Source organism: Sphingopyxis italica (genome assembly GCF_011926545.1).
Lineage (GTDB): Bacteria > Pseudomonadota > Alphaproteobacteria > Sphingomonadales > Sphingomonadaceae > Sphingopyxis > Sphingopyxis italica.
Window position 1 is genome coordinate 28,709 of record NZ_JAATIT010000005.1, and the last position, 26,896, is coordinate 55,604.

At 65.7% G+C, this 26,896-nt stretch carries 24 protein-coding genes; 20 read left to right on the forward strand and 4 right to left on the reverse strand.

Features of this window, described 5'->3' with window-relative positions; translation table 11 throughout:
• Nucleotides 1–10: 10 nt before the first annotated feature.
• From lepB to pyrE, 4 genes are all read right to left on the reverse strand, one after another.
• On the reverse strand, nt 11–859 hold the full coding sequence (lepB, locus tag GGR90_RS17170; protein ID WP_167922633.1) for a signal peptidase I: 849 nt from the start codon (nt 857–859) through the stop codon (nt 11–13).
• Between the two features lie 7 nt (nt 860–866).
• Nucleotides 867–1,268: a holo-ACP synthase gene (gene acpS, locus GGR90_RS17175; protein WP_167922634.1), complete on the reverse strand. Its 402-nt coding sequence runs from the start codon at nt 1,266–1,268 to the stop codon at nt 867–869.
• 157 nt (nt 1,269–1,425) lie between these two features.
• Nucleotides 1,426–2,175 carry a pyridoxine 5'-phosphate synthase gene (locus GGR90_RS17180; protein WP_167922635.1) on the reverse strand — a complete coding sequence of 250 codons (750 nt, stop codon included), beginning with the start codon at nt 2,173–2,175 and terminating at the stop codon, nt 1,426–1,428.
• On the reverse strand, nt 2,172–2,762 hold the full coding sequence (gene pyrE, locus GGR90_RS17185) for an orotate phosphoribosyltransferase (RefSeq protein WP_167922636.1): 591 nt from the start codon (nt 2,760–2,762) through the stop codon (nt 2,172–2,174). Before pyrE ends, GGR90_RS17180 begins: the two co-directional genes overlap by 4 nt.
• 233 nt (nt 2,763–2,995) lie before the next feature.
• Between pyrE and coxB the strand changes: the two genes are divergently transcribed.
• From coxB to GGR90_RS17285, 20 genes are all read left to right on the forward strand, one after another.
• Nucleotides 2,996–4,069: a cytochrome c oxidase subunit II gene (gene coxB / locus GGR90_RS17190; protein WP_167922637.1), complete on the forward strand. Its 1,074-nt coding sequence runs from the start codon at nt 2,996–2,998 to the stop codon at nt 4,067–4,069.
• 15 nt (nt 4,070–4,084) lie between these two features.
• The gene (gene ctaD / locus GGR90_RS17195; RefSeq protein WP_167922638.1) at nt 4,085–5,752 is read left to right on the forward strand and encodes a cytochrome c oxidase subunit I; all 1,668 of its coding nucleotides are present in this window, start codon (nt 4,085–4,087) and stop codon (nt 5,750–5,752) included.
• 59 nt (nt 5,753–5,811) lie between these two features.
• Nucleotides 5,812–6,723, forward strand: coding sequence for a heme o synthase (locus tag GGR90_RS17200; protein WP_167922639.1), 912 nt, complete (start codon nt 5,812–5,814; stop codon nt 6,721–6,723).
• Complete coding sequence (locus tag GGR90_RS17205; protein WP_167922640.1) at nt 6,720–6,869, forward strand: hypothetical protein; 150 nt, start codon at nt 6,720–6,722, stop codon at nt 6,867–6,869. Before GGR90_RS17200 ends, GGR90_RS17205 begins: the two co-directional genes overlap by 4 nt.
• A complete protein-coding gene (locus tag GGR90_RS17210) occupies nt 6,866–7,435 on the forward strand; it encodes a cytochrome c oxidase assembly protein (RefSeq protein WP_167922641.1) in 570 nt (189 codons plus the stop codon). The genes GGR90_RS17205 and GGR90_RS17210 overlap by 4 nt, the downstream gene beginning before the upstream one ends.
• An 80-nt stretch (nt 7,436–7,515) precedes the next feature.
• Nucleotides 7,516–8,391 (forward strand): cytochrome c oxidase subunit 3, encoded by an 876-nt coding sequence (locus tag GGR90_RS17215; protein ID WP_167922642.1) that lies wholly within the window; start codon nt 7,516–7,518, stop codon nt 8,389–8,391.
• Between the two features lies 1 nt (nt 8,392).
• Entirely contained in the window at nt 8,393–8,788 is a 396-nt protein-coding gene (locus tag GGR90_RS17220) for a DUF983 domain-containing protein (protein WP_245198790.1), read from the forward strand.
• Complete coding sequence (locus tag GGR90_RS17225) at nt 8,781–9,425, forward strand: SURF1 family protein (protein WP_167922644.1); 645 nt, start codon at nt 8,781–8,783, stop codon at nt 9,423–9,425. Before GGR90_RS17220 ends, GGR90_RS17225 begins: the two co-directional genes overlap by 8 nt.
• A 27-nt stretch (nt 9,426–9,452) precedes the next feature.
• Complete coding sequence (thrC, locus tag GGR90_RS17230; RefSeq protein ID WP_167922645.1) at nt 9,453–10,850, forward strand: threonine synthase; 1,398 nt, start codon at nt 9,453–9,455, stop codon at nt 10,848–10,850.
• 4 nt (nt 10,851–10,854) lie between these two features.
• Nucleotides 10,855–11,733: a class I SAM-dependent methyltransferase gene (locus GGR90_RS17235; RefSeq protein ID WP_167922726.1), complete on the forward strand. Its 879-nt coding sequence runs from the start codon at nt 10,855–10,857 to the stop codon at nt 11,731–11,733.
• A 171-nt stretch (nt 11,734–11,904) separates the two neighbouring features.
• On the forward strand, nt 11,905–14,883 hold the full coding sequence (locus GGR90_RS17240; RefSeq protein ID WP_245198792.1) for a TonB-dependent receptor: 2,979 nt from the start codon (nt 11,905–11,907) through the stop codon (nt 14,881–14,883).
• Nucleotides 14,884–14,980: 97 nt separating this feature from the next.
• The gene (locus GGR90_RS17245) at nt 14,981–16,516 is read left to right on the forward strand and encodes a tryptophan halogenase family protein (RefSeq protein WP_167922646.1); all 1,536 of its coding nucleotides are present in this window, start codon (nt 14,981–14,983) and stop codon (nt 16,514–16,516) included.
• Nucleotides 16,517–16,528: 12 nt separating this feature from the next.
• Nucleotides 16,529–17,248, forward strand: a complete 720-nt coding sequence (locus tag GGR90_RS17250; RefSeq protein ID WP_167922647.1) for a SapC family protein — start codon at nt 16,529–16,531, stop codon at nt 17,246–17,248.
• The gene (locus tag GGR90_RS17255) at nt 17,241–18,272 is read left to right on the forward strand and encodes a cupin-like domain-containing protein (protein WP_167922648.1); all 1,032 of its coding nucleotides are present in this window, start codon (nt 17,241–17,243) and stop codon (nt 18,270–18,272) included. The genes GGR90_RS17250 and GGR90_RS17255 overlap by 8 nt, the downstream gene beginning before the upstream one ends.
• Nucleotides 18,269–19,771 (forward strand): tryptophan halogenase family protein, encoded by a 1,503-nt coding sequence (locus GGR90_RS17260; RefSeq protein WP_167922649.1) that lies wholly within the window; start codon nt 18,269–18,271, stop codon nt 19,769–19,771. The genes GGR90_RS17255 and GGR90_RS17260 overlap by 4 nt, the downstream gene beginning before the upstream one ends.
• Nucleotides 19,771–20,715 carry a glycoside hydrolase family 16 protein gene (locus GGR90_RS17265; RefSeq protein WP_167922650.1) on the forward strand — a complete coding sequence of 315 codons (945 nt, stop codon included), beginning with the start codon at nt 19,771–19,773 and terminating at the stop codon, nt 20,713–20,715. Before GGR90_RS17260 ends, GGR90_RS17265 begins: the two co-directional genes overlap by 1 nt.
• Nucleotides 20,715–21,776, forward strand: coding sequence for a LacI family DNA-binding transcriptional regulator (locus tag GGR90_RS17270; protein ID WP_167922651.1), 1,062 nt, complete (start codon nt 20,715–20,717; stop codon nt 21,774–21,776). The genes GGR90_RS17265 and GGR90_RS17270 overlap by 1 nt, the downstream gene beginning before the upstream one ends.
• Entirely contained in the window at nt 21,769–22,962 is a 1,194-nt protein-coding gene (locus GGR90_RS17275) for an MFS transporter (RefSeq protein ID WP_167922652.1), read from the forward strand. Before GGR90_RS17270 ends, GGR90_RS17275 begins: the two co-directional genes overlap by 8 nt.
• Before the next feature lie 90 nt (nt 22,963–23,052).
• Nucleotides 23,053–25,533: a glycoside hydrolase family 3 protein gene (locus GGR90_RS17280; protein ID WP_167922653.1), complete on the forward strand. Its 2,481-nt coding sequence runs from the start codon at nt 23,053–23,055 to the stop codon at nt 25,531–25,533.
• 46 nt (nt 25,534–25,579) lie between these two features.
• The gene (locus GGR90_RS17285; RefSeq protein ID WP_167922654.1) at nt 25,580–26,887 is read left to right on the forward strand and encodes a sugar MFS transporter; all 1,308 of its coding nucleotides are present in this window, start codon (nt 25,580–25,582) and stop codon (nt 26,885–26,887) included.
• Nucleotides 26,888–26,896: the final 9 nt, after the last annotated feature.

The window sequence follows — 26,896 nt, forward strand, 5'->3', positions numbered from 1 at the left end:
CCCTGTTGTCCTATTTGCCCTGACGTTCGGGCCGCAGATCGGTTCCCGCGCGGTCCGATCGGAGCGCGCCGAACCAACTCAAGGGATTATACCATTCGGCGGTCCCATCGGTCGAAAAACTGATGATCTCGGCCCGCCCGGCGATCGCGTCGAAGGGGACGGGGCCGCCGAGCCCCTTCTGGCTGACGTCGACGCGGCTGTCGGCGCTGCCGTCGCGGTTGTCGCCCATCAGGAACAGATGATTGGCGGGCACGGTGACGGGGCCGTAATCGTCGGTCGGATAGCCGGGACCCATGTCGATCGTGTCGAAGGTCGCGCCGCCGGGCAGCGTTTCGCGCACGATCGGCAGTTCGAGGACCTGTTTGCCGCTCGCATCGCGGTTGACGAAGCGGAACAGGCTGCTGTCGGGGCCGGGGAGGTTGGGATCGACGGGGATCGACAGCATCGGCTGGACCTCGCGCTTCACCGGCTTGCCGTTGATGCTGAGTTCACCGTTGCGCAGCGCGATCGTATCGCCGGGCAGGCCGATGACGCGCTTGATGTAATCGATCCGCGTCACCGGATGCTCAAGCACCACGATGTCGCCGCGTTCGGGCAGCTTGGCGAACAGACGGCCTTCAACCTTGGGCGCAAGGTGAAAGCTGACCGACGAATAGGACCAGCCGTAGGGATATTTGCTGACGATGAGTCGGTCGCCGTTGCGCAGCACCGGCATCATCGAGTCGGACGGGATATAGAAGGGCTTGGCGACGCAGCTGTGGATGCCGAGCACGAGCAGCAAAATCACCACGACATCGCGGATCAGCTTGCCCCAGCCGCCGTCGTCTTTCGTCCCGTTTCTCGCACCGCGCTTCGCCATGAAAATGTCAGTCCTTGATTGCTTCGATGATGACGAAGGCCTGCGCCCAGGGATGGTCGTCGGTCAGCGTCAGGTGGATATGCGCGGTGTGGCCCGAGGGGGTTATCTGCGCGAGCCGTTCGGCCGCGCCGCCGGTCAGTGCGAGCGTCGGGGCGCCCGAGGGGGCGTTGACGACGCCGATGTCCTTCATGAACACGCCGCGCTTGAAGCCGGTGCCGACGGCCTTGGAGAAGGCTTCCTTGGCGGCGAAGCGCTTCGCGTAGGTGCCGGCGCGGGTGAAGGGACGGCGCGCGGCCTTGGCGCGCTCGACGTCGGTGAAGACGCGCTTTTCGAAACGCTCGCCGAAGCGGTCGAGCGAATTCTGGATGCGCTCGATATTGCAGAGGTCGGAGCCGAGACCGATGATCAACTGAAATCCTCCCTGTCGCGCAGCGATGGGGAGGGGGACCGTTCGCGAAGCGAATGGTGGAGGGGCGGCGACGTTGCGCCATTAGCCCCTCCGTCAGCGCTTCGCGCTGCCACCTCCCCATGCCTTCGGCACAGGGAGGAGAGAATCGCGCCTCGCTTCATATCGCGCCTCGCGCCTCGTCCATCAGCGCGCGCATCCGGCGCACCGCATCCTCGAGCCCGGTGAAGATCGCCTCGCCGATCAGATAATGGCCGATGTTGAGCTCGGCGAGCTGCGGGATCGCGGCGACCGGGACGACATTCTCGTAAGTCAGCCCGTGGCCGGCGTGGGGTTCGATGCCGTTCTTCCACGCGAGCGCGGCGGCGTCGGCGAGGCGGCGGAGTTCGGCGGCGCGTTCCTCGCCCTCGACATGCGCGTAGCGGCCGGTGTGGAATTCGACGACCGGGGCGCGGAGGCGCATCGCGGCCTCGATCTGGCGCGGATCGGGTTCGATGAACAGGCTGACGCGGATGCCCGCGTCGTTGAGCCGCGTGACGATGGGGGCGAGATGATTGTGCTGGCCCGCGGCGTCGAGCCCGCCCTCGGTCGTGCGCTCCTCGCGCTTTTCGGGGACGATGCACGCCGCGTGCGGCATGTGGCGCAGCGCGATCTCGAGCATCTCGTCGGTCGCCGCCATTTCGAGGTTGAGCGGCAGGTCGGTCGCGGCCTGGATGCGGGCGAGGTCGTCGTCGCGGATATGGCGCCGGTCTTCGCGCAGATGCGCGGTGATGCCGTCGCCGCCGACCGCCGCGACGATCTCCGCCGCGCGCACCGGGTCGGGATGCTCGCCCCCGCGCGCGTTGCGGATCGTCGCGACATGGTCGATGTTGACGCCGAGCCGCAGGCGCGAAGGGGCGCCGCCGCTCAAGCCGCCTGGCTCCGGCTGCCGGGCTTGATCGCTTCGGTTCCTGCCAGCGTTTCGGGCAGTTCATCCTCGGCATAGGTCGGAAAATTGATCGCGACGAGCGGATAGAAAGGCACGCCGAGGTCGATGTTGCTGCCCGCCGAGCGATCGACCAGCGCGGCTTCGGCGACGACTTCGCCGCCCGCGGCGCGCACCGCTTCCATCGCTTCGCGCGAGGAAAGGCCGGTGGTGACGACGTCCTCGACCATCAGCACCTTGGCGCCGGGATCGATCGCGAAGCCGCGGCGCAGTTCGAAGGTGCCGGTCGGGCGTTCGACGAAGATCGCGGGCTTGCCGAGCGCGCGGCCCATTTCGTGGCCGATAATCACGCCGCCCATCGCGGGCGAGACGACGATGTCGATCGTCTGGCGCAGCTCGCGCGGCAGCTTCGCGGCGAGCGCGGTGGCAAGCCGCCCGGCGCGCTCGGTATCCATCAGCACGCGCGCGCACTGCAGATAATATTCGCTGTGGCGGCCCGAGGAGAGAAGGAAATGGCCCTGGAGCAAGGCGTCGGCGGCACGGAATTCGGCCAGAATTTCATCGTCGGTCATGGAGGAATTATTCTTTTATCCTGTGCGCCGCCCATGGCGGGCGAGCGGGTTTGCGCGGCGAAGATTAACCAGCCGCAAAATAGTGTTAGAGATGCTTGAGGCAAGCGGCAAGCGGGTCTATAGCGCCCGCGAGATTCAGCCTGTCCGATGGCTGCGTGGACGCATGTCCGGCAGTGGGGAAAGGCCGGCTGGGGCATCAATAAGAACAACAGGCAACGGGCGGCACTATCCTTATGAAGAGCTTGAAAACCCTTGTAATTGCGGCGGCTTTGTCGCTCGGCGCGGTGGGCGCCGGCCATGCCCAAGCGCCGGCAACGCCGGCCGAAGCGCCCGTGGCAACGGCCCCGGCGAATCCGGCTCCGGCCGCCGCCGATGCAGCGACGACCGCTGCGGCCCCGGCCGGCGACGCCACTTATGTCCCGATGAAGCCGACCCCCGGCGTCGGCCAACCGGTCGATGCGGGTATCGATTTCCAGCCGCAGGTCAGCCCGGTCGGCGAACAGGCTTACTGGTTCAACCATGTCATCCTGCTGCCCGTCATCACGATCATCACGCTGCTCGTCCTCGGCCTGCTGCTCTGGGTCGTGTTCCGCTATCGCGCCAAGGCGAACCCGGTGCCGTCGAAGACGACGCACAACACCTTCATCGAAATCATCTGGACCGCGATCCCGGTGCTGATCCTCGCGGTGATCGCGGTGCCGTCGATCCGGCTTCTGGCCCAGCAATATGAGCCGCCGTCGAAGGAGGCGCTGACGATCAAGGTCACGGGTTACCAGTGGTATTGGGGCTATGCCTATCCCGACCAGGGCATCGGCGAATATGTCTCGAAGATCCTGCCCAAGGACAAGGCCGAAGCGGCGGGCGAGCCCTATCACCTCGCCGTCGACAACCGCATGGTCGTTCCCGTCGGGCGTCAGGTGAAGCTGATCATCACCGGCGCCGACGTCATCCATAGCTTCGCGGTTCCGGCCTTCTGGACCAAGATGGATGCGGTCCCCGGCCGCGCCAACGAAACGACCTTCACCGCGAACAAGGTCGGCGTCTATTACGGCCAATGTTCGGAACTGTGCGGCGTCGATCACGGCTATATGCCGATCGCCGTCGAAGTGCTTCCGGTCGACAAGTGGGAAGCGTGGGTCCGCTCGAAGGGCGGCAACCCGGCAGGCGTCGAGGCCGCGCCCGCTGCCGCCGCGCCGGCCCCCGCTGCCGACGCTCCGGCTGCGGCGCCCGCCGCCGCGCCGGCCGCCACCACGACCGAAGCTGCGCCCGCAGCGGCCCCGGCCGCCGCGCCGGCTACCAAGAATTAACAAGGGGTCCGACAGATGACCGATATCGCAGCGACTGCACCCGCGCACGGCCACGACCATGCGCACGACCATGATCACGACACGCCGGGCTTTTTCGTCCGCTGGTTCATGTCGACGAACCACAAGGACATCGGCACCCTCTACCTGATCTTCGCGATCGTCGCCGGCATCGTCGGCGGCGTGATTTCGGGCATGATGCGCTGGGAGCTGGCGGAGCCCGGCATCCAGCATCTGGTCGGCTGGGCGCAATTCTTCGACGGCGCCGCCGGCGAGGTGCAGGCCAAGCATTTCTGGAACGTGATGATCACCGCGCACGGCCTGATCATGGTGTTCTTCATGGTCATGCCGGCGATGATCGGCGGTTTCGGCAACTGGTTCGTGCCGCTGATGATCGGCGCGCCCGACATGGCGTTCCCGCGCATGAACAACGTCTCCTTCTGGTTGACGTTCGTCGCCTTTTTCATGCTCGTCGGGTCGATGTTCGTCCCGGGCGGCAGCGGCCTTGGCGCCGGCACCGGCTGGACGGTCTATGCGCCGCTGTCGACCAGCGGCTCGCCCGGACCCGCGGTCGACATGGCGATCTTCTCGCTCCACCTTGCGGGTGCGGCGTCGATCCTCGGTGCGATCAACTTCATCACCACCATCTTCAACATGCGCGCGCCGGGCATGACGCTGCACAAGATGCCGCTGTTCGTGTGGTCGGTGCTCGTCACCGCCTTCCTGCTGCTGCTCGCGCTGCCGGTGCTCGCCGCGGCGATCACGATGCTGCTGACCGACCGCAACTTCGGCACCACCTTCTATGATGCGGCCGGCGGCGGCGACCCCGTCCTCTACCAGCATCTCTTCTGGTTCTTCGGCCACCCCGAAGTGTACATCATGATCCTGCCGGGATTCGGCATCGTCAGCCAGATCATCTCGACCTTCAGCCGCAAGCCGGTGTTCGGCTATCTCGGCATGGCCTATGCCATGGTCGCGATCGGCGTCGTCGGCTTCATCGTGTGGGCGCACCACATGTTCACGGTCGGCATGAGCGTGAACCTGAAGATGTATTTCACCGCGGCGACGATGGTGATCGCGGTCCCGACGGGCATCAAGATCTTCAGCTGGATCGCGACGATGTGGGGCGGTTCGATGAGCTTCAAGACCCCGATGGTCTGGTCGCTTGGCTTCATCTTCATGTTCACCGTGGGCGGCGTGACCGGCGTCGTGCTCGCCAATGGCGGCGTCGATACGAACCTGCACGACACCTATTATGTCGTCGCGCACTTCCACTATGTGCTGTCGCTGGGCGCGGTCTTCTCGCTCTTCGCCGGCTTCTATTACTGGTTCCCGAAGATGTCGGGCCGGATGTACAGCGAGTTCCTGGGCCAGCTGCACTTCTGGATCTTCTTCATCGGCGTGAACGTCCTGTTCTTCCCCCAGCATTTCCTGGGCCAGCAGGGCATGCCGCGCCGTTATCCCGACTATGCGGAAGCCTATGCCTTCTGGCACCTGATCTCGTCCTACGGTTATGTGATCATGGGCGTGGGCGTGCTGATCTTCTTCGCGAACATCCTTTACTCGTTGGTCGCGGGCAAGCGCGCCGCCGACAATCCGTGGGGCGAAGGCGCGACGACGCTCGAATGGACGCTGTCGAGCCCGCCGCCGTTCCACCAGTTCAACGAACTGCCGCGTATCGCCTGATTGCGTGCGTCCCCCGCTGATTTCCGGCAGGGGACGCCGCCTTCGGGTTTGGAGTTAGCATGGCGCAGAGCCTGACCCATGGCGAAACGGCGCTTCCCGCCGACTGGCGCGATCTGTTCGCGCTGACCAAGCCGCGCGTCATGTCGCTGGTGGTGTTCACCGCGCTGTGCGGGCTGCTCGCGGCGCCGGGCGAGGTGCATCCGGTGCTCGCCTTCTCGTCGATCCTCGCGATCGCGCTGGGGGCAGGGGCATCGGGCGCGCTCAACCAATGGTATGAGGCGGGGCTCGACGCCAAGATGAAGCGCACCGCGGGGCGGCCGCTGCCCGCCGGGCGCCTCGATCCGCAGACGGCGTTGCAGTTCGGCGTCGGGCTCGCGGCCTTTTCGCTGTTCCTGATGCTCTTCGCGTCGAACTGGCAGGCGACCCTGCTGCTCGCCGCCTCGATCCTCTTCTATGTTTTCGTCTACACGATGTGGCTGAAGCCGCGGACGCCGCAGAATATCGTCATCGGCGGCGCGGCGGGCGCCTTTCCGCCGCTGATCGGCTGGGTCGCGGCGACGGGATCGGTCGCGCCGCTGCCGGTGCTGCTGTTTCTGCTCATCTTCCTGTGGACGCCGCCGCATTTCTGGGCGCTCGCGCTGTTCGTGCGTTCGGACTATGCCGCCGCGGGCATTCCGATGATGCCGGTGGTCGCGGGCGAGACCTCGACACGGCGTCAAATCCTTTTCTATGCGCTGATCATGGCCGCGGCCGCGATCGCGCCGTGGCCGCTGGGCTATACCGGCGCGCTCTATGGCTGGACCGCGGTTGTCCTGTCGGCCGTGTTCGTGCTTCTCTCGATCCAGGTCGGCACGCGCACGACGGGCGAGGGCGATACGATGCAGCCCGAGAAGCGCCTCTTCGCTTATTCGATCGCCTATCTCTTCATTCTTTTCGGCGCCGTCGTCGCCGATCACTGGTGGCCGCTATGACCGAAAAACCCGACCTTGAGCCCTTCGACGAGGCCGAATATCGCCGCCGCCAGCGCAGCCGCGCGAACATGATGGCGTGGATGCTCGGCGCGCTCGCGATCCTCTTTTTCTTCATCACCATCGCCAAGATGCAGATTTTCGCATGATGGGCCGGCTGTCTCCGAACGCGAAGACCGCCAGCCTCGCCTCGTTGATGGCGCTCGCGATGACCGGGCTCGGCTTTGCCGCGGTGCCGCTCTACGATCTTTTCTGCCGCGTCACGGGTTTCGGCGGCACGACGCAGCGGTACGATCCCGTCGCCGCCGCGGCCGAGCCGCAAATCCTTTCGGACACGATCTCGGTGCGCTTCGACGCCAATGTCTCGCCGAACCTGCCGTGGAAATTCTATCCCGAGCATCCGCGCGACACGGTCAGCGTCGGCGCGCGCGACATGGCGATCTTCATCGCCGAGAATAATTCGTCGCAGCCGGTGGTGGGGACGGCGAGCTTCAACGTCACGCCGACCCAGGCGGGCCAATATTTCACCAAGATCCAGTGCTTCTGCTTTACCCAGCAACGGCTGGAGCCGGGGCAGCAAATGCGCATGCCGGTGCTGTTCTTCGTCGACCCCAAGATCAAGGACGATCCCGACGCGCGCGACGTGCAGGAAATCACCCTCAGCTACACCTTCCATCCCTCCGATCCAGTAGACGAGGGTAAAAAGGCGAGCTAAGGCCGCATCCAAGAGTCAATCAAGACCGGCGGGCGATGGGGAATCGCGACGCTGGGGCTGCTAAAAACGGGAAACACGCCATGTCCGGTGCGAAACATCATGACTACCACCTCGTAAACCCCAGCGTCTGGCCGCTGATCGGCTCGGTCGCTGCGCTCGTGATGTTCTTCGGGCTCGTCATGGCGATGCACACCGACCATTTCGGCGGCATCGGCAAATGGGTTCTCGGGCTCGGTTTCATGGGCGTGATTGCGACCTTCTTCAGCTGGTGGTCGGACGTCATCAACGAAGCGCATGCCGGCGACCATACCCCGGTCGTCCAGCTGCACCTGCGTTACGGCATGATCCTGTTCATCGCGTCCGAAGTGATGTTCTTCGTCGGCTGGTTCTGGGCGTGGTTCGACTTCTCGCTCTTCCCGGTGCCGATCGAATATGCCGAAGGCGCGGTCACCTCGCTGTTCGGACAGGACGGCGCCGACGCGATCACCATGTGGCCGCCGAAGGGCATCGAAGTCATCGACGCCTTCTCGCTGCCTTTGCTCAACACGCTGATCCTGCTTTGCTCGGGCACGACGATCACCTGGGCGCACCATTCGCTGATCCACGGCGACCGCGAAGGCCTGAAAAAAGGCTTGTGGCTGACGATCATCCTCGGCGCGGTCTTCTCGACGATCCAGGCCTATGAATATATGCACGCGCCGTTCGGTTTCGGGCAGAGCAACTACAGCTCGGCCTTCTATATGGCGACGGGCTTCCACGGCTTTCACGTTCTGGTCGGCACGATCTTCCTGATCGTCTGCCTCGTGCGCACCTATAAGGGTCATTTCACCCCGCAGCAGCATTTCGGTTTCGAAGCCGCCGCCTGGTATTGGCACTTCGTCGACGTCGTGTGGCTGTTCCTCTTCATCATCGTCTATGTCTGGGGCGGCTGGGGCGCGCCGGTCGCCGCGCATTAAATTGCTGGACAGCGATCAAATCAAAAAGGGGCAGCCGCCGGTCTGGCGCGCTGCCCTTTTTGGCCTTTGCCCCGAATGCGGCGCGCCGACCCTGTTCGACGGACCGGTGAAGTTCCGGGCGAAGTGCGACAGCTGCGGGCTCGACTATGGCCGCTATAATGTCGGCGACGGCCCCGCGGCGTTCCTGACGCTGATCATCGGGGCGCTGCTGATCGCGGTCGCATTGACGCTCGATGCCGTGGTCAGGCCGCCCTTTTGGGTACATGTCGTCCTGTGGGTGCCGCTGACCGCCGCCGCGGTCGTCTATGGCCTTCGCGTCGGCAAGGGCGCGCTGATGGCGAGCGAGCATCAGCGTCAGGCCGCCGAAGGGCGCAAGGTGGACAAAGAAGATGACTGAACCCGCCGAACAGCCCGTGCGCCGCTGGCCGCTGATCCCGACCTTGCTCGTGCTCGCGGCTGTGGCGGTGATGATCGCGCTCGGTGTATGGCAGCTCCAGCGCAAGAGCGAGAAGGAAGCGCTGATCGCGCTTTACCAGCGCAACATGGCGATGTCGTCGCTGGTGACCTATCCTGAACTGCCGCCGGTTCCCGATGCGATGCTCTATCGCAAGAGCAGCGTCGTCTGCCTCGAGCCCGTGCGGTGGGATCCGCGTAGCGGCACCGACCGCAAGGGCCGGTCGGGCATCCGCATGATCGCCGATTGTCGGACGGGCGCCGAGGGGCCGGGCGTGCTCGTCGATGTCGGGATCGGCGACGATTTCAAAACGCCGCAATGGAGCGGCGGCACCGTGCTGGGGACGATCGTTCCCGGCCCGGAGCAGCCGACGGTGATGGCGCGCGCGATGGGCAAGGCGGTGCCCGCGCGCGCGATGCTCGTCGCTGATCGCCCCGTCGCGGGCCTGCGCGCCAGCGGGGTGCCATCGGCCGACGATACGCCGAACAATCATTTCGCCTATGCGGTGCAATGGTTCCTGTTCGCCGCCGCGGCGCTGGTCATCTATATATTGGCGGTCCGTCGCCGCTTGCGGCCTTGAGCCACCATCGCTAGGCGCATCTGCGTCATGGACTATATCAGCACCCGCGGCTCCGCGCCGACCCTCGACTTTCGTGCCGCGACGCTTGCCGGCCTTGCCAGCGACGGCGGGCTTTATGTGCCGGCGAAATGGCCGCGGCTGAGCCTCGATGAAATCCGCGCGCTCGCCGGGCTCGATTATGTCGAGACCGCGGTGCGGGTGATGGCGCCGTTCGTCGAAGGTGCGCTGAGCGAGGACGAACTGCGCGGGCTGTGCAAGGCCGCCTATGGGCGCTTCAATCACGATGCGGTGACGCCGCTGGTGCAGCTCGACCATCGCCATTGGCTGCTCGAGCTGTTCCATGGGCCGACGCTGGCGTTCAAGGATGTCGCGTTGCAACTGCTGGGGCAGTTGTTCGAAAAATTCCTCGCGGGCGGCGAGACCGATATCACGATCGTCGGCGCGACCTCGGGCGATACCGGGTCGGCGGCGATCGAGGCGGTCGCGGGACGCGAGCATATCCGCATCTTCATGCTCCATCCCGAGGGGCGCGTCAGCGATGTTCAGCGGCGCCAGATGACCACCGTCCTCGCGCCGAACGTCCATAATATCGCGATCGACGGCAGCTTCGACGATGCGCAGGCGATGGTGAAGCGGCTGTTCGGCGACGAAGAGGCGCGCGGGCAGGTCACGCTGTCGGCGGTGAACAGCATCAACTGGGCGCGGTTGATGGCGCAGATCGTCTATTATTTCTATGCCGCGGTGCGGCTCGGCGGCCCCGACCGTCCAGTGGCGTTCAGCGTTCCGACGGGCAATTTCGGCGACGTGTTCGCGGGCTATGTCGCGGCGCGGATGGGGCTGCCGGTGGCAAGGCTCGTCGTCGCGACGAACGTCAACGACATCCTCCACCGCGCACTGACCAGCGGCGATTACAGCGCGGGCACGGTCACGGCGACCGCGACGCCGAGCATGGACATTCAGGTGAGCAGCAATTTCGAACGGCTGCTGTTCGACCTCGCGGGGCGCGACGGCGGCGCGATTACCGGCATGATGGGCGAGTTCGACCGGAACCGCGCGATGACGATTCCCGCCGACATGCTGGGCGGCGCGCGCGACCTGTTTTCGAGCGCGAGCATCGACGGCGATGCGATGGCGCTCGCGCTGCGCTGGGCGCAGGAGCGCGGCGGGCAGGTGATCGACCCGCACAGCGCGGTCGGCCTCGCCGCGGCGCGCGCGCTCGACATCGATGCCGACGTTCCCGTCGTCACACTTGCGACGGCGCATCCGGCGAAATTCCGCGAGGCGGTCGAGCGCGCGACCGGCGTGCGCCCGCCGCTGCCCGCGCGCCTCGGCAATCTGTTCGAGCGCGAGGAACGCTATACGAAGCTTCCCGGCGACTATGACGCGGTGAAGGCGTTCATCCTCGCGGAAGCCGCGCGTGGCTGAGCTGCTGCCTCTCGTTACGCTCGTCGGCGAGGCGTGGGACGATTATGGGCTGGTCGACAGCGGGAACGGACGCAAGCTCGAACGTTACGGCCGCTATCGCTTCATCCGTCCCGAACCGCAGGCGATGTGGGCGCCCGCGCTGCCCGCCAGCGAATGGGAAGCCGCCGACGGCGAGTTCATTCCGGCGTCGGACGACGACGGCGGAGGGCGCTGGTATTATAACAAGCCCGTGCCCGCCGAAGGCTGGCCGCTCGCGTGGCGCGAGACGCGCTTCACCGCCCAATGCACGCCGTTTCGCCATCTCGGCTTCTTTCCCGACATGGCGCCGGTGTGGGACTGGCTGCGCGGCCAGGTCGCCGACAAGGCCGATCCCGCTTTCCTCAACCTCTTCGGTTATACCGGCGTCGGCAGCCAGGCGCTCGCCGCCGCGGGGGCGTCGGTGACGCATGTCGATGCGTCGAAGAAGTCGGTGGGGCAGGCGCGCGAAAATGCCGCGCTCGCCGGCATGGCCGACAAGCCGGTGCGCTGGATCCTCGACGATGCGGGCAAATTCACCGCGCGGGAAGTGCGGCGCGAGCGGCGCTACGATGCGATCCTGCTCGATCCGCCGAAGTTCGGGCGCGGTCCGGGCGGCGAGCGGTGGCAGATCGTGGAGGGGCTCGCGCCGCTGCTGGCCGACTGCCGCCAATTGCTTGATGCCGACAGCCGCGCGCTGTTCCTCACCGTCTATGCGGTGCGCATGTCGGCGCTGGCGATCGGCGAGCTGCTCGCGCAGCTTTTCGCCGACCTGCCGGGCCAGGTCGAGTGCGGCGAACTCGCGGTACGCGAGGAGGCGCGGGGGTTGTTGCTGCCGACGGCGATTTTCGCGCGCTGGAGCCGCTGAGCTTTTCGGCGGCGCGCCGTTGCTGCATACGTTTGCTGCACAAATTTGCCCCGCATTGTGGCCCAAAAGCCACGCTCGATGCGTTGACAATGAGAACGTTCCCATTTAGATAACGTTCACATAACGGGAATGCCGCCACCAAAAGAGAGCGGTTAAGTGGGAGGAATGGGGATGCGGGCGTCTCAAAAGCAGTGGCTTGGCAAATTTCTGGCGGGAACTTCGGCGCTGTCGATGATGGGCATGGCGCAGGTCGCGTTCGCGCAGGACGCGCCGGCCGGCAGCGAAGTGAACGGCGACGAGATCATCGTCACCGGTATCCGCGCCTCGCTCGCCGCGTCGGCCGACATCAAGCGTGAAGCGCAGGGCGTCGTGGACGCAATTTCCGCCGAAGACATCGGCAAATTCCCTGACACCAACCTCGCCGAATCGCTCCAGCGCATCACCGGCGTGTCGATCGATCGGTCGCGCGGCGAGGGGTCGCTGGTCACGGTTCGCGGCTTTGGCCCCGAATTCAACCTGGTGACGGTCAATGGCCGCCAGATGCCGACCTCGTTCCTTGGCGATGGTGCCAGCGCGCCGGCGTCGCGTTCGTTCGATTTCGCCAACCTCGCGTCCGAGGGCGTGGCCGGGGTCGAGGTGTACAAGAGCGGCCGGGCGGCGATCGCGTCGGGCGGTATCGGCTCGTCGATCAATATTCGCACGCCGCGTCCGTTCGATCGCCCCGGTCTTCGGGGTAGCATCTCTGCCAAGGCCGTGCTCGACTCGTCGCGAAATCAGGGCAATCCGATCACCCCCGAAGTATCGGGCATCATCAGCAACACTTTTGCCGACGATACCGTCGGTATCCTGCTCGTCGGATCGTATCAGCGGCGCAAGGCGAGCGAGAACAGCTTCAACTCCGACTGGCGCGATGGCTATACCGGCGCCGAAAACAACTGGGGATCGCTGGCGCAGCCGGGCGACCCGCGCTTCGACAACATCACCAACCGTCCCGGCGCGACCGACGTTTATGAAGTGCCGCAGAACGGTTCCTACAATCTCAACGACATCGACCGCGAGCGGATCAACGGCCAGGCGGTCTTGCAGATTCGCCCGGCGGACTCGCTGACCGCGACGCTGGAATATACGTTCTCGCAGAACACCGTCGAAGTACGCAACAGCAACGTGGGCATATGGTTCAACCATAATGACACGAGCAGCGCGTGGACCGACGGACCGATTGCGGGGCCGATATTCTATTCGGAGGCATTCGGCGCCGGCGAACGCAAGGACTTGGCCTATAGCGGGTCGCTTACCGCTAACCGCAGCGTCAATCATTCGATCGCGGGCAATCTGAAATGGGAAGCGCCCGGCGGCGTGACCATGGAACTCGACTATCACCACTCCAGCGCCACATCGAAACCGGCCAACAAATATGGCACCAGCGTGTCGGTCGGCAATTCGGTATTCGGGGTGGCGAACCAGCGGATCAATTTCGAAAGCGATCTGCCGGTCATCTCCTATGAGATGTTCCCGGGGATCGACCCGCTCGACGCATCGCTGATCACGCCCACGGGCAATGCGTTCCGCAACGCGTATTTCCGCAATGAAATCGATCAGATTCAGCTTCGCGGCAGTTACGACCATGACGGATCGTTCCTCGACAGCATTGATTTCGGCGTATCCTATATCGACAGCAATGTGCGTTCCGCTTACGGATTTATTCAGAACGAAACCTGGAGCGGCGCGGGACCGGCGTCGGACATTCCCGACGACATCTTCGAGCAGGTCAGCTTGCCCGACAAGTTCAAGGGCATCGGGGGTTCGAACGATCCGGCGATGATCCAGAGCTTTTACGCGTTCGATTTCGAACGGATGGTCGATCTGATCGACGGGCTTTACGGCACTTGTAACCGCGCGGGTTCGGCGGATAGCTGCCTTGCCGACTATACGGTCGATCGCCGCCTCAATGAAAAGACGCTCGCGCCCTATCTTCAGGTGGCGAACAAATTCGACCTGTTTGGCAACCCGGCGCACCTGGTCGCGGGTGTCCGCTATGAGCATACGTCGGTCGACGCGTCGGCGATCGTTCCCATCCCGAACGGCACGGCGTGGAGCGCCGCGAACGAATTCTATGTGCTCTTTTCGCCGGATAATGACTTTACGCGGTTCAAGGGCGACTATGACAATTGGCTGCCCGCGATCGACTTCGACCTCGAGCCGATCGAGAATGTGAAGCTGCGGGCGTCGTACAGTCACACGATCACCCGCGCCGACTATGCCAGCCTGCAGGGCGGACGGACGATCGACCAGGGTTTCCGTATCGGCGGGGGCACCGGCAGCCAGGGCAATCCGGGCCTGCTTCCTTATAAATCGAAGAATATCGACCTGTCGGCCGAATGGTATTATGCGCCCGCCAGCTATGTTTCGGCAGGCTATTTCCGCAAGAAGGTGTCGAACTTCATCGGGTCACAGCGGGTCGATTCGACCGCTTTCGGCCTGACGCATCCCGCCTTCGGTCCGCGGTATCGGGCGGCCATCGCGGCGCTGGGGGCCAATGCGGGGGCAAATGACATCCGCCAGTATATCTTTGACACCTTCCCGGAGACGACCCGGCCGACGGGCGTCGATCCCGCTGGCTACACAACGGGCGACATCCTGGGCGTGGTGGGCGACGACCTCGTCAATTTCGAGATTGCGACGCCGGTCAACAGCGACCAGAAGGCAACGATCGACGGCTGGGAATTCGCGCTTCAGCACAGCTTCTGGGAAACCGGTTTTGGGGTGATCCTGAACTATACGATCGTCGATGGCAGCGCGACGTTCGACAACAGCTTGCCGGCGAGCGTGGCGCAGTTTGCGCTGCCGGGGCTCAGCGACAGTGCCAATGCGGTCGCTTATTACGACAAGGGCGGGCTGCAGGCTCGCGTCGCATGGAACTGGCGCGACGAGTTTCTGAACACGACCGGCCCGAACCCGGCCTATACCGAAGCCTATTGGCAGATCGACGCCAGCGCGAGCTATGAGTTCGTGCCCGGACTGACAGGATTTGTGGAGGCGATCAACTTGACCGGCGAAAGCCGCCGCGTCCATCGGCGGTCGGATAACAATGTGACGTACGCCTCGCCCGGTTTTGCCCGATATGCCGCAGGGGTCCGGTACAACTTTTAAGCGGTGCGCGGGTCCGCCGCTTTCATAACAAGGGAGCCGCGCCCGGACGGGCGTGGCTCTTTTGCGTGACGCGGGCGATATGCTAGGTCGGACGGCAATGAATGAAGCGATCGAGAGGGTTGTCATCGTGGGCGGCGGGACCGCCGGCTGGTTGACGGCGGCGCGGCTTGCCAGTTCGCCGCGAGCGATGGCGGGCCGGCTTTCGGTCACGCTGATCGAGGCGCCCGATATTCCGACGATCGGCGTCGGCGAGGGCAGCTGGCCGACGATGCGCGCGACGCTGGCGGCGATCGGGATTGGCGAGAGCGAATTTCTCGCCGCGTGCGACGCTTCGTTCAAGCAGGGGTCGCGGTTCGACGGCTGGGTCACCGGCGCGGCGGACGATCGCTACCTGCATCCCTTCACCGCGCCGCCCGCCGCGCCGACGGCCGAATTGCTCGCGGCATGGCGCTCGGGCGCTCCCGACCTGTCGTTCGCCGCGGCGATGACGCCGCAGGCGCATGTCTGCGACCTGGACCTTGCGCCCCGTCAGCGGACGATGCCCGATTATCAGGGCGCGGCGAACTATGCCTATCATCTCGATGCCGGGAAGTTCGCGGCGCTGCTCGCGCGCCATGCGGTCCAGAAGCTGGGCGTGCGGCATATTCCGGATCATGTCACGGCGGTCGGTCCTGACGGCGCCGGCGGGATTGCGTCGGTCGCGACGCGCCAGAACGGCGCGATCGAGGGCGACCTGTTCATCGACTGCACCGGCCATGCGTCGCTGCTGATCGGCGGGCATCTGGGCGTCGAGTGGGTCGATCGCGGCGACACGCTGTTCAACGACCGCGCGCTCGCGGCGCAGGTGCCGGTGGTGCCGGGCGGCCCGATCGCGTCGCAGACTATATCGACCGCGCACGAAGCGGGCTGGATCTGGGACATCGGCCTGCCCGATCGCCGCGGCATCGGCTGCGTCTATGCGAGCCGCTTCATGGAGGATGAGACGGCGGAGGCGGTGCTGCGCGCCTATATCGCGCGCGTGCTGCCGGGTGCACCCGAGGTGCCGGCGCGGCGGCTGAGCTTCCCGACCGGGCACCGCGCCCGCTTCTGGGAAGGCAATTGCATCGCGATCGGCCTGTCGGCGGGCTTCATCGAGCCGCTCGAAGCTTCGGCGATCGTGATGATCGAATTGTCGGTCGATGCGCTGATCGACAATTTCCCCGCGAGCCGCGCGGCCTTGCCGATCCATGCGGCGCGGTTCAACGAATTGTTCGGCTATCGCTGGGACCGCATCGTCGAGTTTCTGAAGCTGCATTATGTGCTCAGCCGGCGCGCCGAGCCCTATTGGCTGGCGCAGCGCGAGGCGGCGCATGTCCCGCCAAGGCTGGCCGAGATGCTGGCGCTGTGGCGCGACCAGCCGCCGTCCGCTTGGGACTTCCCGCGCGTCGACGAGATTTTCTCCGCCGAGAGCCATCAATATATCCTCTATGGCATGGGCTTTCCGGTCCCCGCCGATCTGCCGCCCTGCGAACGTGCGGCGGGCCTGCTCGCCGACAACCACCGGCGCGCCCGGTCGCTCGCCGCGGCGCTGCCCGCCAATCGCGATTATCTGGATGCGCAGCGACCCGGCGCCCCTGCCACCGCTGCGTTTTAAGAAAGCTATTTGATGACCCGCCACGCCGTCCTCGACAACAAGGCCCACAACGACCTGCGCATCCGCACCGACGCGGCGGCGGAACTCGGCGACGACATCATGGCGACGCTGACCGTGCCGAGCGAATTCCGGCGCGTGCAGGCGCATTTCCCGATCCTGTTCCGCCGCGAAACGGGGCGCGACGATTTTACCGCGCTGGCGATGTTCGGGTTTCAGAACGGCGAGAATCTGTTCCTTGAAGGCACGCGCTGGGACGCCGGCTATCGCCCGCTGTCGCTTGCGATCGGGCCGTTCCTGATCGGGCGTCCGGCGGGCGGCGAGGGGCCGGGGCAGGTCCATATCGACATGGAGCACCCGCGCATCGCCGGGGGCGGCGAGGGGGTCCGGCTGTTCGACGAGAATGGCATGGCGACACCCTATCTGGACGAGATTGCCGAGCGGCTCGGCGACCTCGACGAAGGCTATCGCGAGAGCCGCGCCTTCTATGACGCGCTGCTCGCCTATGACCTGCTCGAACCCTTCAGCCTCGAAGTCACGCTCGACGATGGCTCGGTCAACTCGCTCGTCGGCTTTCACATCATCGACGAGGCGAAGCTGCGCGCGCTGGATGCCGAGGCGCTCGGTGCGCTGCACGCGGCGGGGCATGTGATGCCGATGTTCATGGCGCTGGCGTCGCTGTCGCAGCTCTCGGCGCTCGTCGCGCGCAAGAATCGCAGGCTCGGCGGTGGCTGAACAAGGCGGCGCCTTTACCGACCGCCTGGCGCGGGTGCCCGAGCGCGAATGGGATAAGCGGGCGGGGCCGGACGCGTTGCTGGAAGGCGCGCGCGAGCCCTTTGTCCTGCGTGGGCTTGTCGCCGACTGGCCGCTGGTCGAAGCGGGCAAACGCTCGGCGCGCGACGCGCGGCGCTATTTGCTCGATCATGCGCGCGACCGTCCGTTCAAAGTGTCGATCGGCGCGCCGGGCCATGACGGGCGATTGTTCTACGATGCCGAGATGGAGATGAATTTCCGGGTCGGCACGGGCAAGCTCGCCGACATCTTCGGCGGTATCGACAAGGCCGAGGGACAGGGCGAGGCGCGCACCGTCTATCTCGCCTCGATCGACATTCCGTCGCATTTCGACGGGCTCGACGACGCGAATCCGATCGAGCTGGGCGACCGCGATCCGCTGAAGAGCATCTGGATGGGCACGCGCACCAGGATCGCCGCGCATAACGACTTTCCCGACAATCTCGCCTGTTGCGCGGTCGGCCGTCGGCGCTTCACGCTGTTTCCGCCGCACCAGTTCCGCAACCTCTATCTGGGGCCGATCGACCACACGCCGGCGGGCCGCGCGGTGAGCATGGTCGATTTCGATGCACCCGACCTCGCCGCGCATCCGCGCTTCATCGACGCGATGGCGGAGGCACAGACGGTGGAGCTTGAGCCCGGCGACGCGATCTTCATCCCGTCGATGTGGTGGCACCATGTCGAAGGGCTCGCCGACTTCAACATATTGGTCAATTACTGGTGGCGCCGCACGCCCGCCTGGCTGGGCCAGCCGCAGGTCGCGCTTAACCACGCGATCCTCGCGATCCGCGACCTGCCGCCCGAGGACAAGGCGATCTGGCGCGAGCAGTTCGACCATTATGTGTTCGAGAATGACGAGCAGGTCACCGACCATATCCCCGAAAAGGCGCGCAGCATATTGGCGCGGCTCACCCCCGAAAGCGCCGGACGCCTGCGCGCTTTTCTTTTGAGGACACTCAGCCGATGAACGAGAATAAACGGGTCCAGCGCATCGTCATCGCGGGCGGCGGCACTGCGGGCTGGATGGCGGCGGCCGCGATCGCGCGCACGCTGGGGCCGGCGGTCGACCTGACGCTCGTGGAGTCCGAAGCGATCGGGACGATCGGCGTCGGCGAATCGACGATCCCGCCGCTGGTCAATTTCAACCGCATCCTGCGCATCAACGAAGCCGATTTCATGCGCGCGACGCAGGCGACCTTCAAGCTCGGCATCTTGTTCGACGACTGGAAGGATCTGGGGACGCAATATTTCCACAGTTTCGGCCTGACCGGGAAGGATCATTGGTCGGCGGGTTTCCAGCATTTCTGGCTCTATGGCCGGACCAAGGGGCACGAACAGCCCTATGACGATTATTGCATGGAGTTGAAGGCGGCGCTGGAGGGCAAGTTCGCGCATTTGCCCGACGACAGGATGAATTATGCCTATCAGCTCGATTCGGGCCTCTATGCGCGCTTCTTGCGCGGAATGGCCGAGGTCGACGGGACGAAGCGGATCGAGGGCAGGATCGCGCGCGTCGAACTCGATGGGGAGAGCGGCGATATCGCGGCGCTCGTCCTCGACGGCGACCGGCGGATCGAGGGCGATCTGTTCATCGATTGCACGGGGTTCCGCGCGCTGTTGATGGAGGGCGCGCTCCACGCCGGGTTCGACGACTGGACCCACTGGCTGCCGTGCGACAGCGCGATCGCGCTGCAGACGCCGAACGTCCATCCGCCGGTGCCCTATACGCGCGTCATGGCGCACGACGCGGGCTGGCAATGGCGCATTCCGTTGCAGCACCGCACCGGCAACGGCATCGTCTATTGCAGCCGCTATCTGGACAAGGACGCGGCGCTCGACCGGTTGCTCGGCAATATCGAAGGCGAACCGCTGACCGAGCCCAATGTCCTGCGCTTCACCGCGGGCACGCGGCGGCACCAATGGTATCGCAATTGCGTCGCCGTCGGTCTGTCGGCGGGTTTCATGGAGCCGCTGGAATCGACCGCGATCCACCTGATCCAGAGGTCGGTGCTGCGTTTCATCCGCATGTTGCCGGCGGGAAGGGTGAGTGAACGCGATATCGCCGAGTATAACGAGCAGCAGATGCAGGACATGGTCCAGATCCGCGATTTCCTCGTCCTCCACTATAAGGTCACCAACCGCCGCGACAGCCCGTTCTGGCGTCATTGCGCGGCGATGCCGATCCCCGATACGCTGGCGCAGAAGATCGAGCTGTTCCGCGAAACGGGGCGCGTGTTCCGCAAGAATGAGGAATTGTTCGCGGAGAATAGCTGGGTGCAGGTGATGATGGGGCAGGGAATCGAGCCGCAAAGCTGGCACCCGATCGCCGAAAAATTGCGCGACGACGAGCTTGCGCGGCTGCTCGAAACGATCCGCGGCGAGGTGCGCCAGACGGTCGACAGCCTGCCCGCGCATCAGGACTATGTCGCCCGTTATTGCGGCGCGGCGGTCCCGCAAGCGGCCTGATGCGCGGCGTCGCCTTTCTGGCACTGACCATGGCGTTCGCCGGCGTCGCCGATGCGCGCGAGCCCGCGAAGGGCGGCTGGCGGCTCGTCTGGTCGGACGAGTTCGATGGAAGCGTGATCGATCGCGGCAAATGGGATTTCGACGTCGATTGCTGGGGCGGCGGAAATAGCGAGCGCCAATGCTATACCGATCGGCCCGCCAATGCGGCGATCGAGGACGGCAAGCTGATCATCACCGCGCGCAAGGAGGCGATGACCGGACCCGCCTTTCCGCTGTCGCAGCGCGGCGATCCTGAAAAGGCGAAGGCGGAGGCGACGAAGCCGTTCACCTCGGCGCGGCTTGTCACGCGCGGCAAGTCGGCGTGGACCTATGGCCGGATCGAGGTGCGCGCGAAGCTGCCGCAAGGGCAGGGGATTTGGCCCGCGATCTGGATGCTGCCCGAGACTAATCATTACGGCGGCTGGGCGGCGTCGGGCGAGATCGACATATTGGAGGCGGTGAACCTCGGCGTGCGGTGCGACGAGTGCGCGGGCGGGATCGAGAACCGCATTCTCGGCACGCTGCATTTCGGCGGGCAATGGCCGGACAATGTATATAAGGGCGACGAGACCGCGCTGCCGGCGCCGCTCGACGGTTTCCATATCTTCGGCATCGTCTGGGAAAAGGGCAAGATCGTCTGGACGGTCGACGGCAAACCCTATGCGACGCGCGTCGCGAGCGAGTGGACGACGAGCGGGTCGAGCGATCCCGCGGCGCCGTTCGATCGGCCCTTTCACCTGATCCTGAACCTCGCGGTCGGCGGCGGGCTCGCCGAGGGGCGCGGGCTGAAGGGTGTCGATGAAAAGGGTTATCCGAAATTTATGGAAATAGATTGGGTTCGCGTCTGGCAATGCGGCGGCGATGGCGTTAGCGATTGCGGCACCACGGGGGATCAAGACAAATAATGGGGCGTCGGCGGCAGTCGGTCACGATCAAGCATGTTGCAGCCGACGCGGGCGTGTCGCTGCAGACGGTGAGCCGCGTCATCAACGACGAGCCCAACGTCCGGCCCGAAATGAAGGAGCGCGTCCAGGCGTCGATCGACAAGCTGGGCTATGTGCCGTCGATCGCGGCGCAGCGGATGAGCGGATCGCGATCCTATCTGATCCTCGCGATCAACGACCGCGAGCGCACGATCGCCGACTGGCAGGGGCGGCAGGGGGTCGACTGGGTCGACCAGATGCTGCTCGGCGGGATGCTGAAATGCGCCGAATATGGCTATCGCATGATCTTCGAACTGGTCGACACGCATAACGACCATGTCGAGCGCGAATTGCGCGCGGCGATCGCGGCGCTCCAGCCCGACGGGGTGATCCTGACCCCGCCGCATTCGGACAACCCCCTGATCGTCGGGCTGCTCGACCAGCAGAAAATCCCGTTCGCGCGCATCGGGTCGCGCGGCGGCGCGGCGGGAATCGCGCTGACGATGGACGACGAGGGATCGGCGCGGCGCGCGACGCGGCACCTGATCGACCTGGGCCACAAGCGCATCGGCTTTATCGCGGGATCGCCCGAATATAGCCTCAGCCGCTGGCGCATCGACGGGTGGAAGGGCGAGATGGGGGGCGAGAGGCTGGCCACGGACGGGCTGCTCGTCGAGGGCGATTTCACCTTTGCGTCGGGCGCCGCCGCCGCGCGGCAGTTGCTGGATCGTGCGAACCCGCCGACCGCGATCATCGCGAGCAGCGACCAGATGGCGCTCGCGACGCTGGAGGTCGCCCGCGACAGGGGCCTGGGCGTGCCCGATCAACTCTCGATCGTCAGCTTCGACAACACGCCCGTCGTGCGCTTCACCCAGCCGGCGCTGACCGCGGTCGACCAGTCGGTCGCCGAGACCGCGTCGCGCGCGGTCGAACTGATCATCGCGGCGCAGCGCGGCGCCCCGCGCCCGACCGAGCCGACGCGCGTGCGGGGCGGATTGGTTCTGCGCGGCTCGACCGCCGCGCCGGCGGTCGCCCATGGCTGACGGGGCCGCAGCGCGGCGCCAGTCTCTCCCGTTCCTGGTCCTCTATGCGCTCGCCTGGGCAGGCGGGGCGATCGCCTATGTCCCGTTTCTGACGATCTGGCTGCCGTCACGGATGACCGAGCTCGCCGGATCGGCCGATATCCAGACCCTGGGCTATGTCACCTTCTTTGGCGCGATCGCGGCGAGCGCCGGGGGCATCGTCTTCGGCTGGCTCAGCGACCGCACGCATAGCCGGCGTGCATGGGTGCTCGCGGGGCTGGTCCTCAGCATCGCCTTGCTGATCCTCGTTCCGCTGGCGGAGGATGTCTGGACGCTCGTCGGCATCATCATCGCGTGGCAACTCGCGCTCAACATGATGCTCGGGCCGCTCGCCGCCTGGGCGGGCGACTGCGTCCCCGACGATCAAAAGGGGCTGCTCGGCGGGCTGCTCGCTTTCTCGCCCGCGCTCGGCGCCTGGTCGGGCGCGCTCGTGACCTGGCCGGGACTGGTCGCGGGCGAGAGCCGCCTGATCGTCATCGCGCTGCTCGTCGCGGGGGCCGTGCTTCCGGTCCTGCTGTTCGGCCGCCCGCGCGCTTTTCCGGAGCTGACCGCGCCCCCCGCACGCGCCGTCGATGCGCCGCCGCAGCGCCCGAGCGGGCCCGCGGTACGGATGTGGCTCGCACGCCTGCTCGTCCAGATCGCGGAGGCGGCGCTGTTCGCCTATCTCTATTTCTGGTTCCGGTCGATCGATCCCGATATGCAGGACAATGAAAAGGCGCGCATTTTCGGGATCGCGCTGACGCTCGCGGTGCCGATCGCGCTGGCGAGCGGCCGCTGGGCCGACCGTAACGATCGGCCCTTCCTGCCGCTCGTCGTCAGCGCGGCGGTTTCGGCGGCGGGGATGGCCGGCATGGCGCTGGCGACCGAGCTCGATCTGGCGAAGGCGAGCTACCTCGTCTTCGGCGTCGCGACGACGGTCTTCCTGTCGCTCCATTCCAGTCAGACGCTGCGCATATTGCCGCGTTCGGACCGGCGCGGTCGCGATCTCGGCATCTTCAACCTCACCAATACGGTGCCGTCGCTGATCATGCCCTGGCTGACCATTTCGCTCGTCCCCGGCTTTGGGTTCGACGCGCTTTTCCTGTTGCTTGCCGGGCTGACCATGATCGCGATGCTGCTGCTCGCGACGATGCCGCGCCCGCGCTGATCCCGCCCTGAACAGATTGCTTGATTTCATTTGGCCGCTATGCGACACGAAATCTTGATAACGTTCACATTATGAGGGATGGGAGAGACGATGCGCCGACAGGCAATGGTGATCGCGACCGCGCTGCTGATCGCGGGAACCGCAATGGCAGCGACGCAGGACGCAGGCGAGGCCGCGGCCGTTCATCCCGACCTCTGGCCCGCGGCGAAGAGCCCCGCCGCCATCACCGACGCCGCGACCGAGGCGCGCATCGACGCGCTGATGAAGAAGATGACGGTCGAGCAGAAGGTCGGCCAGCTGATCCAGGGCGATATCAGCACGATCACGCCCAAGGACCTCGAAACCTATCCGCTCGGCTCGATCCTCGCCGGCGGCAACAGCGGGCCCAACGGCAATGAACGGTCGAGCGCGGCCGACTGGGCGAAGCTCGTCGGCGAGTTTCGCGCCGTCTCGATGAAACCGCAGGCGAATGGCGTCGCGATCCCGATCATTTTCGGGGTCGATGCGGTTCACGGGCACAACAATATCCCCGGCGCGACGCTGTTCCCGCACAATATCGGGCTGGGCGCGGCGCGCGATCCCGAGCTGATCCAGCGCATTGGCGCGGTCACCGGCGCCGAAATCGCGGGCAGCGGCATCGAATGGACCTTTGCGCCGACGCTCGCGGTGCCGCAGGATCTGCGCTGGGGGCGGAGCTATGAGGGATATGCCGCCGATCCCAAGCTCGTCGCCGATTATGCGACGGCGATGGTGCTCGGGCTGCAGGGGCCGCTCGTCGCGGGCAAGACCGTCGATGCGCAGCACGTTGCCGCGACCGCCAAGCATTTCCTCGCCGATGGCGGGACGTTCGAGGGCAAGGATCAGGGCGATGCCAAGATCGACGAGAAGGAGCTGATCGCGAAGCACGCCATGGGCTATCCCGCCGCGATCGACGCCGGCGCGCTGACGGTGATGGCGAGCTTTTCGAGCTGGCAGGGGGTCAAGCATCACGGCAACAAGGGGCTGCTCACCGACGCGCTCAAGACGAAGATGGGGTTCGAGGGCTTCGTCGTCGGCGACTGGAATGGCCATGGGCAGGTCGCGGGGTGCAGCGTCACCGACTGCGCGCAGTCGATCAACGCGGGGCTCGACATGTTCATGGCGCCCGACAGCTGGAAGGGCCTCTATGAAACGACGCTGAAGCAGGCGAAGGACGGGACGATCCCGGTCGCGCGCCTCGACGATGCGGTGCGGCGCATCCTGCGGGTGAAATACAAGCTCGGCCTGTTTCCCGAGGGCCATGTCGACCGCAGCGTCGTGAAGGCGGTCGGAACGCCCGAGCATCTGGCGGTGGCGCGCGAAGCGGTGGCCAAGTCGCTGGTGCTGCTCAAGAACAACGGCAGCGTCCTGCCGGTCAAGCCCGGCGCGCGGGTGCTCGTCACCGGGCCGGGTGCCGACAATATGGCGATGCAATCGGGCGGCTGGACGATCAGTTGGCAGGGCACCGACGTCGTGCGCTCCGACTTCCCGAACGGGCAGACGATCTGGGAAGCACTCGACAAGTCGGTGCGTGACGCGGGCGGCGTTGCGACGCTCTCCGAGGGCGGCGTCTTCAAGGAAAAGCCCGACGTCGCGATCGTCGTGTTCGGCGAGGCGCCCTATGCCGAGTTCCAGGGCGACGTCGCGACGCTCGATTATCAGCCGACCGAAGCGAGTGATCTGGCGACGCTCAAGAAGCTGAAGGCGGCGGGGATTCCCGTCGTCGCGCTCTTCCTGTCGGGGCGACCGATGTTCACCAATCCCGAGATCAATGCCGCCGACGCCTTCGTCGCGGGCTGGCTGCCGGGCTCGCAGGGCGCCGGCGTCGCCGACGTGCTGATCGCGGGCAAGGATGGCAAGACGGTGCGCGGCTTTACGGGCACGCTGCCTTTCGCCTGGCCCGCCGATGCGCGCTCGCCGGTCGAAAAGCCGCAGTTCGCGGTCGGCTACGGGCTGAAATATGGTGCGACGACGACGGTGCCGCAGCTTTCGGAAGAGCTGGGCGTCGATATTTCGGCGGCGCTGAACGTCGAGAATTTCTTCGCGGGCGGCCGCGCGCGGTCGCCGTGGGTGCTCTCGATCACCGACGCGGGCGGCAAGCGCCCGGTCGAATCGGCACCGATCGAGAGCCCCGGCGGCATGATCGCGGCGCGCTCGGTCGACGTGCGCGCGCAGGAGGATGGCAAGTCCTTCGTCTGGACCGGTCCCGCGACGCTCGAACTGACGGGCCCCTATGCCGACCTGTCGCGCCAGCTGAACAACAGCTTCGCGCTGCGTGTCGACTGGCGGATCGATGCGGCCGGCACTGCGCCGGTCAGCCTCGCGCTCGGCGGCAGGGCGTTCGACGTTTCGGCGGCGGTCAAGGCGGCGGCGCAGGGGCAGGTTTCGACGATCAAGGTGCCGCTACGCTGCTTCGCCGATGCGGGGGCCAATCTGCGCCAAATCGACAATGCGGTGACGGTCAAGGCCGACAAGGGCTTCGCCGCGACCCTGTTGAATACGAATGTCGAGGCCGTCGGCGAGAATCTGCCTTGCCCGCCCGCCGCAAAATGACAAGACCGGGCGCGGGATAGCCAGAAAACAGGGTTGGGAGAGAGACATGGCATTGGCGCCGAGTGTTGCGACGAGTGTGGACCCGGGTGCGGCCGAACAGCCGGGCAAGGGAGGGGGCGGCACCAAGGTCGTGCTGATCCTCGCCTTTGCGGTGTTTTTCCTGCTCGGCGGGGTGACGAACATCAACGACCTGCTGGTCGGCAAATTCAAGCCGATGTTCCATTTGACGCATGCCGAGGCGAACCTCGTGCAGATGGCGTTTTTCATCGCCTATGGCGCCTTTTCGATCCCCGCCGGCATCATCATGTCGAAGCTCGGTTATATCCGCACCTTCGTGCTCGGCTTCATCATCGTGGCGGCCGCCGCATTCCTGTTCATCCCGGCGTCGGCGGCGGCGTCCTACCCCGGATTCCTCGCGGCGCTCTTTTGCATCGGCGCGGGGATCACGGTTTTGCAGGTGGCGATGAATCCGGTGATCACGACGCTGGGTCCGGTCGAAACCTCGCACAGCCGGCTGACCTTTGCGCAGGCGTTCAATTCGATCGGCGTGTTCCTGATGGTCTATGGCGGCGCGGCCTTCCTGCTCGGCGATGAGCAGCCGATCGATGCCGAGACCTCCACCGAGGCGCAAATTCAGGCCTATCGCGTCGCCGAGGGGGCGTCGATCGGCACCGCCTATATGTGGCTCGGGGTGCTGATGCTGGTGATCGCGGCGGTGTTCTGGATGTACCGGTCGGCGATCGACCACGCCAAGACCGACGCCGTGAAGCTCGAGGGCACCTGGGGTTTGTTGACCCACAACCGCCGCGTCCAGTTCGGCGCGCTGTGCATCTTCGTCTATGTCGGCGCCGAAGTGGCGATCGGTTCGAACCTGATGGCCTATCTCGCCGAGCCCAGCGTGATGGGACTGGGGCTCCAGGCGGCGGGCAAGCTGGTCGCGATGTACTGGTTGGGCGCGCTGGTCGGCCGGTTGCTCGGCGGCTTCATCCTGCGGCTGGCCAAGCCGGGTCGCGTGCTCACGACCTTTGCGGCGGGCGCGATTTCGCTGATCATCCTGTCGGCGGTGACGGCGGGTGCGCTGTCGGGTTGGGCGCTGATTCTGGTCGGCTTCTGCAATTCGCTGATGTTTCCGACGATCTTCAGCCTCGCGACCGAAGGGCTCGGCGAACGGACGCCGCAGGGATCGGGCATCATGTGCACCGCGATCATCGGCGGAGCGATCGTCCCGTTTCTGTTCGGAACGGTGGCCGACCTCAGCGGCGACATCCGTCTCGCGCTGGCGGTCCCGCTGATCTGCTATGCGATCATCGCGAGCTTCGGCCTGTGGACGGCGGCGCGTCCGGCGACGGCGTAATGGCTAAAG

What these genes read in the sequence shown, in the direction of transcription:
- pyrE (WP_167922636.1), bottom strand. Translation starts at nt 2,762, where the DNA reads ATGACCGACGATGAAATTCTGGCCGAATTCCGTGCCGCCGACGCCTTG.
- GGR90_RS17265 (WP_167922650.1), top strand. Translation starts at nt 19,771, where the DNA reads ATGCGCGGCGTCGCCTTTCTGGCACTGACCATGGCGTTCGCCGGCGTC.
- thrC (WP_167922645.1), top strand. Translation starts at nt 9,453, where the DNA reads ATGGACTATATCAGCACCCGCGGCTCCGCGCCGACCCTCGACTTTCGT.
- GGR90_RS17285 (WP_167922654.1), top strand. Translation starts at nt 25,580, where the DNA reads ATGGCATTGGCGCCGAGTGTTGCGACGAGTGTGGACCCGGGTGCGGCC.
- GGR90_RS17200 (WP_167922639.1), top strand. Translation starts at nt 5,812, where the DNA reads ATGGCGCAGAGCCTGACCCATGGCGAAACGGCGCTTCCCGCCGACTGG.
- GGR90_RS17205 (WP_167922640.1), top strand. Translation starts at nt 6,720, where the DNA reads ATGACCGAAAAACCCGACCTTGAGCCCTTCGACGAGGCCGAATATCGC.
- coxB (WP_167922637.1), top strand. Translation starts at nt 2,996, where the DNA reads ATGAAGAGCTTGAAAACCCTTGTAATTGCGGCGGCTTTGTCGCTCGGC.
- GGR90_RS17225 (WP_167922644.1), top strand. Translation starts at nt 8,781, where the DNA reads ATGACTGAACCCGCCGAACAGCCCGTGCGCCGCTGGCCGCTGATCCCG.
- GGR90_RS17215 (WP_167922642.1), top strand. Translation starts at nt 7,516, where the DNA reads ATGTCCGGTGCGAAACATCATGACTACCACCTCGTAAACCCCAGCGTC.
- GGR90_RS17280 (WP_167922653.1), top strand. Translation starts at nt 23,053, where the DNA reads ATGCGCCGACAGGCAATGGTGATCGCGACCGCGCTGCTGATCGCGGGA.
- ctaD (WP_167922638.1), top strand. Translation starts at nt 4,085, where the DNA reads ATGACCGATATCGCAGCGACTGCACCCGCGCACGGCCACGACCATGCG.
- GGR90_RS17250 (WP_167922647.1), top strand. Translation starts at nt 16,529, where the DNA reads ATGACCCGCCACGCCGTCCTCGACAACAAGGCCCACAACGACCTGCGC.
- GGR90_RS17240 (WP_245198792.1), top strand. Translation starts at nt 11,905, where the DNA reads ATGCGGGCGTCTCAAAAGCAGTGGCTTGGCAAATTTCTGGCGGGAACT.
- lepB (WP_167922633.1), bottom strand. Translation starts at nt 859, where the DNA reads ATGGCGAAGCGCGGTGCGAGAAACGGGACGAAAGACGACGGCGGCTGG.
- GGR90_RS17210 (WP_167922641.1), top strand. Translation starts at nt 6,866, where the DNA reads ATGATGGGCCGGCTGTCTCCGAACGCGAAGACCGCCAGCCTCGCCTCG.
- GGR90_RS17260 (WP_167922649.1), top strand. Translation starts at nt 18,269, where the DNA reads ATGAACGAGAATAAACGGGTCCAGCGCATCGTCATCGCGGGCGGCGGC.
- GGR90_RS17270 (WP_167922651.1), top strand. Translation starts at nt 20,715, where the DNA reads ATGGGGCGTCGGCGGCAGTCGGTCACGATCAAGCATGTTGCAGCCGAC.
- GGR90_RS17275 (WP_167922652.1), top strand. Translation starts at nt 21,769, where the DNA reads ATGGCTGACGGGGCCGCAGCGCGGCGCCAGTCTCTCCCGTTCCTGGTC.
- GGR90_RS17245 (WP_167922646.1), top strand. Translation starts at nt 14,981, where the DNA reads ATGAATGAAGCGATCGAGAGGGTTGTCATCGTGGGCGGCGGGACCGCC.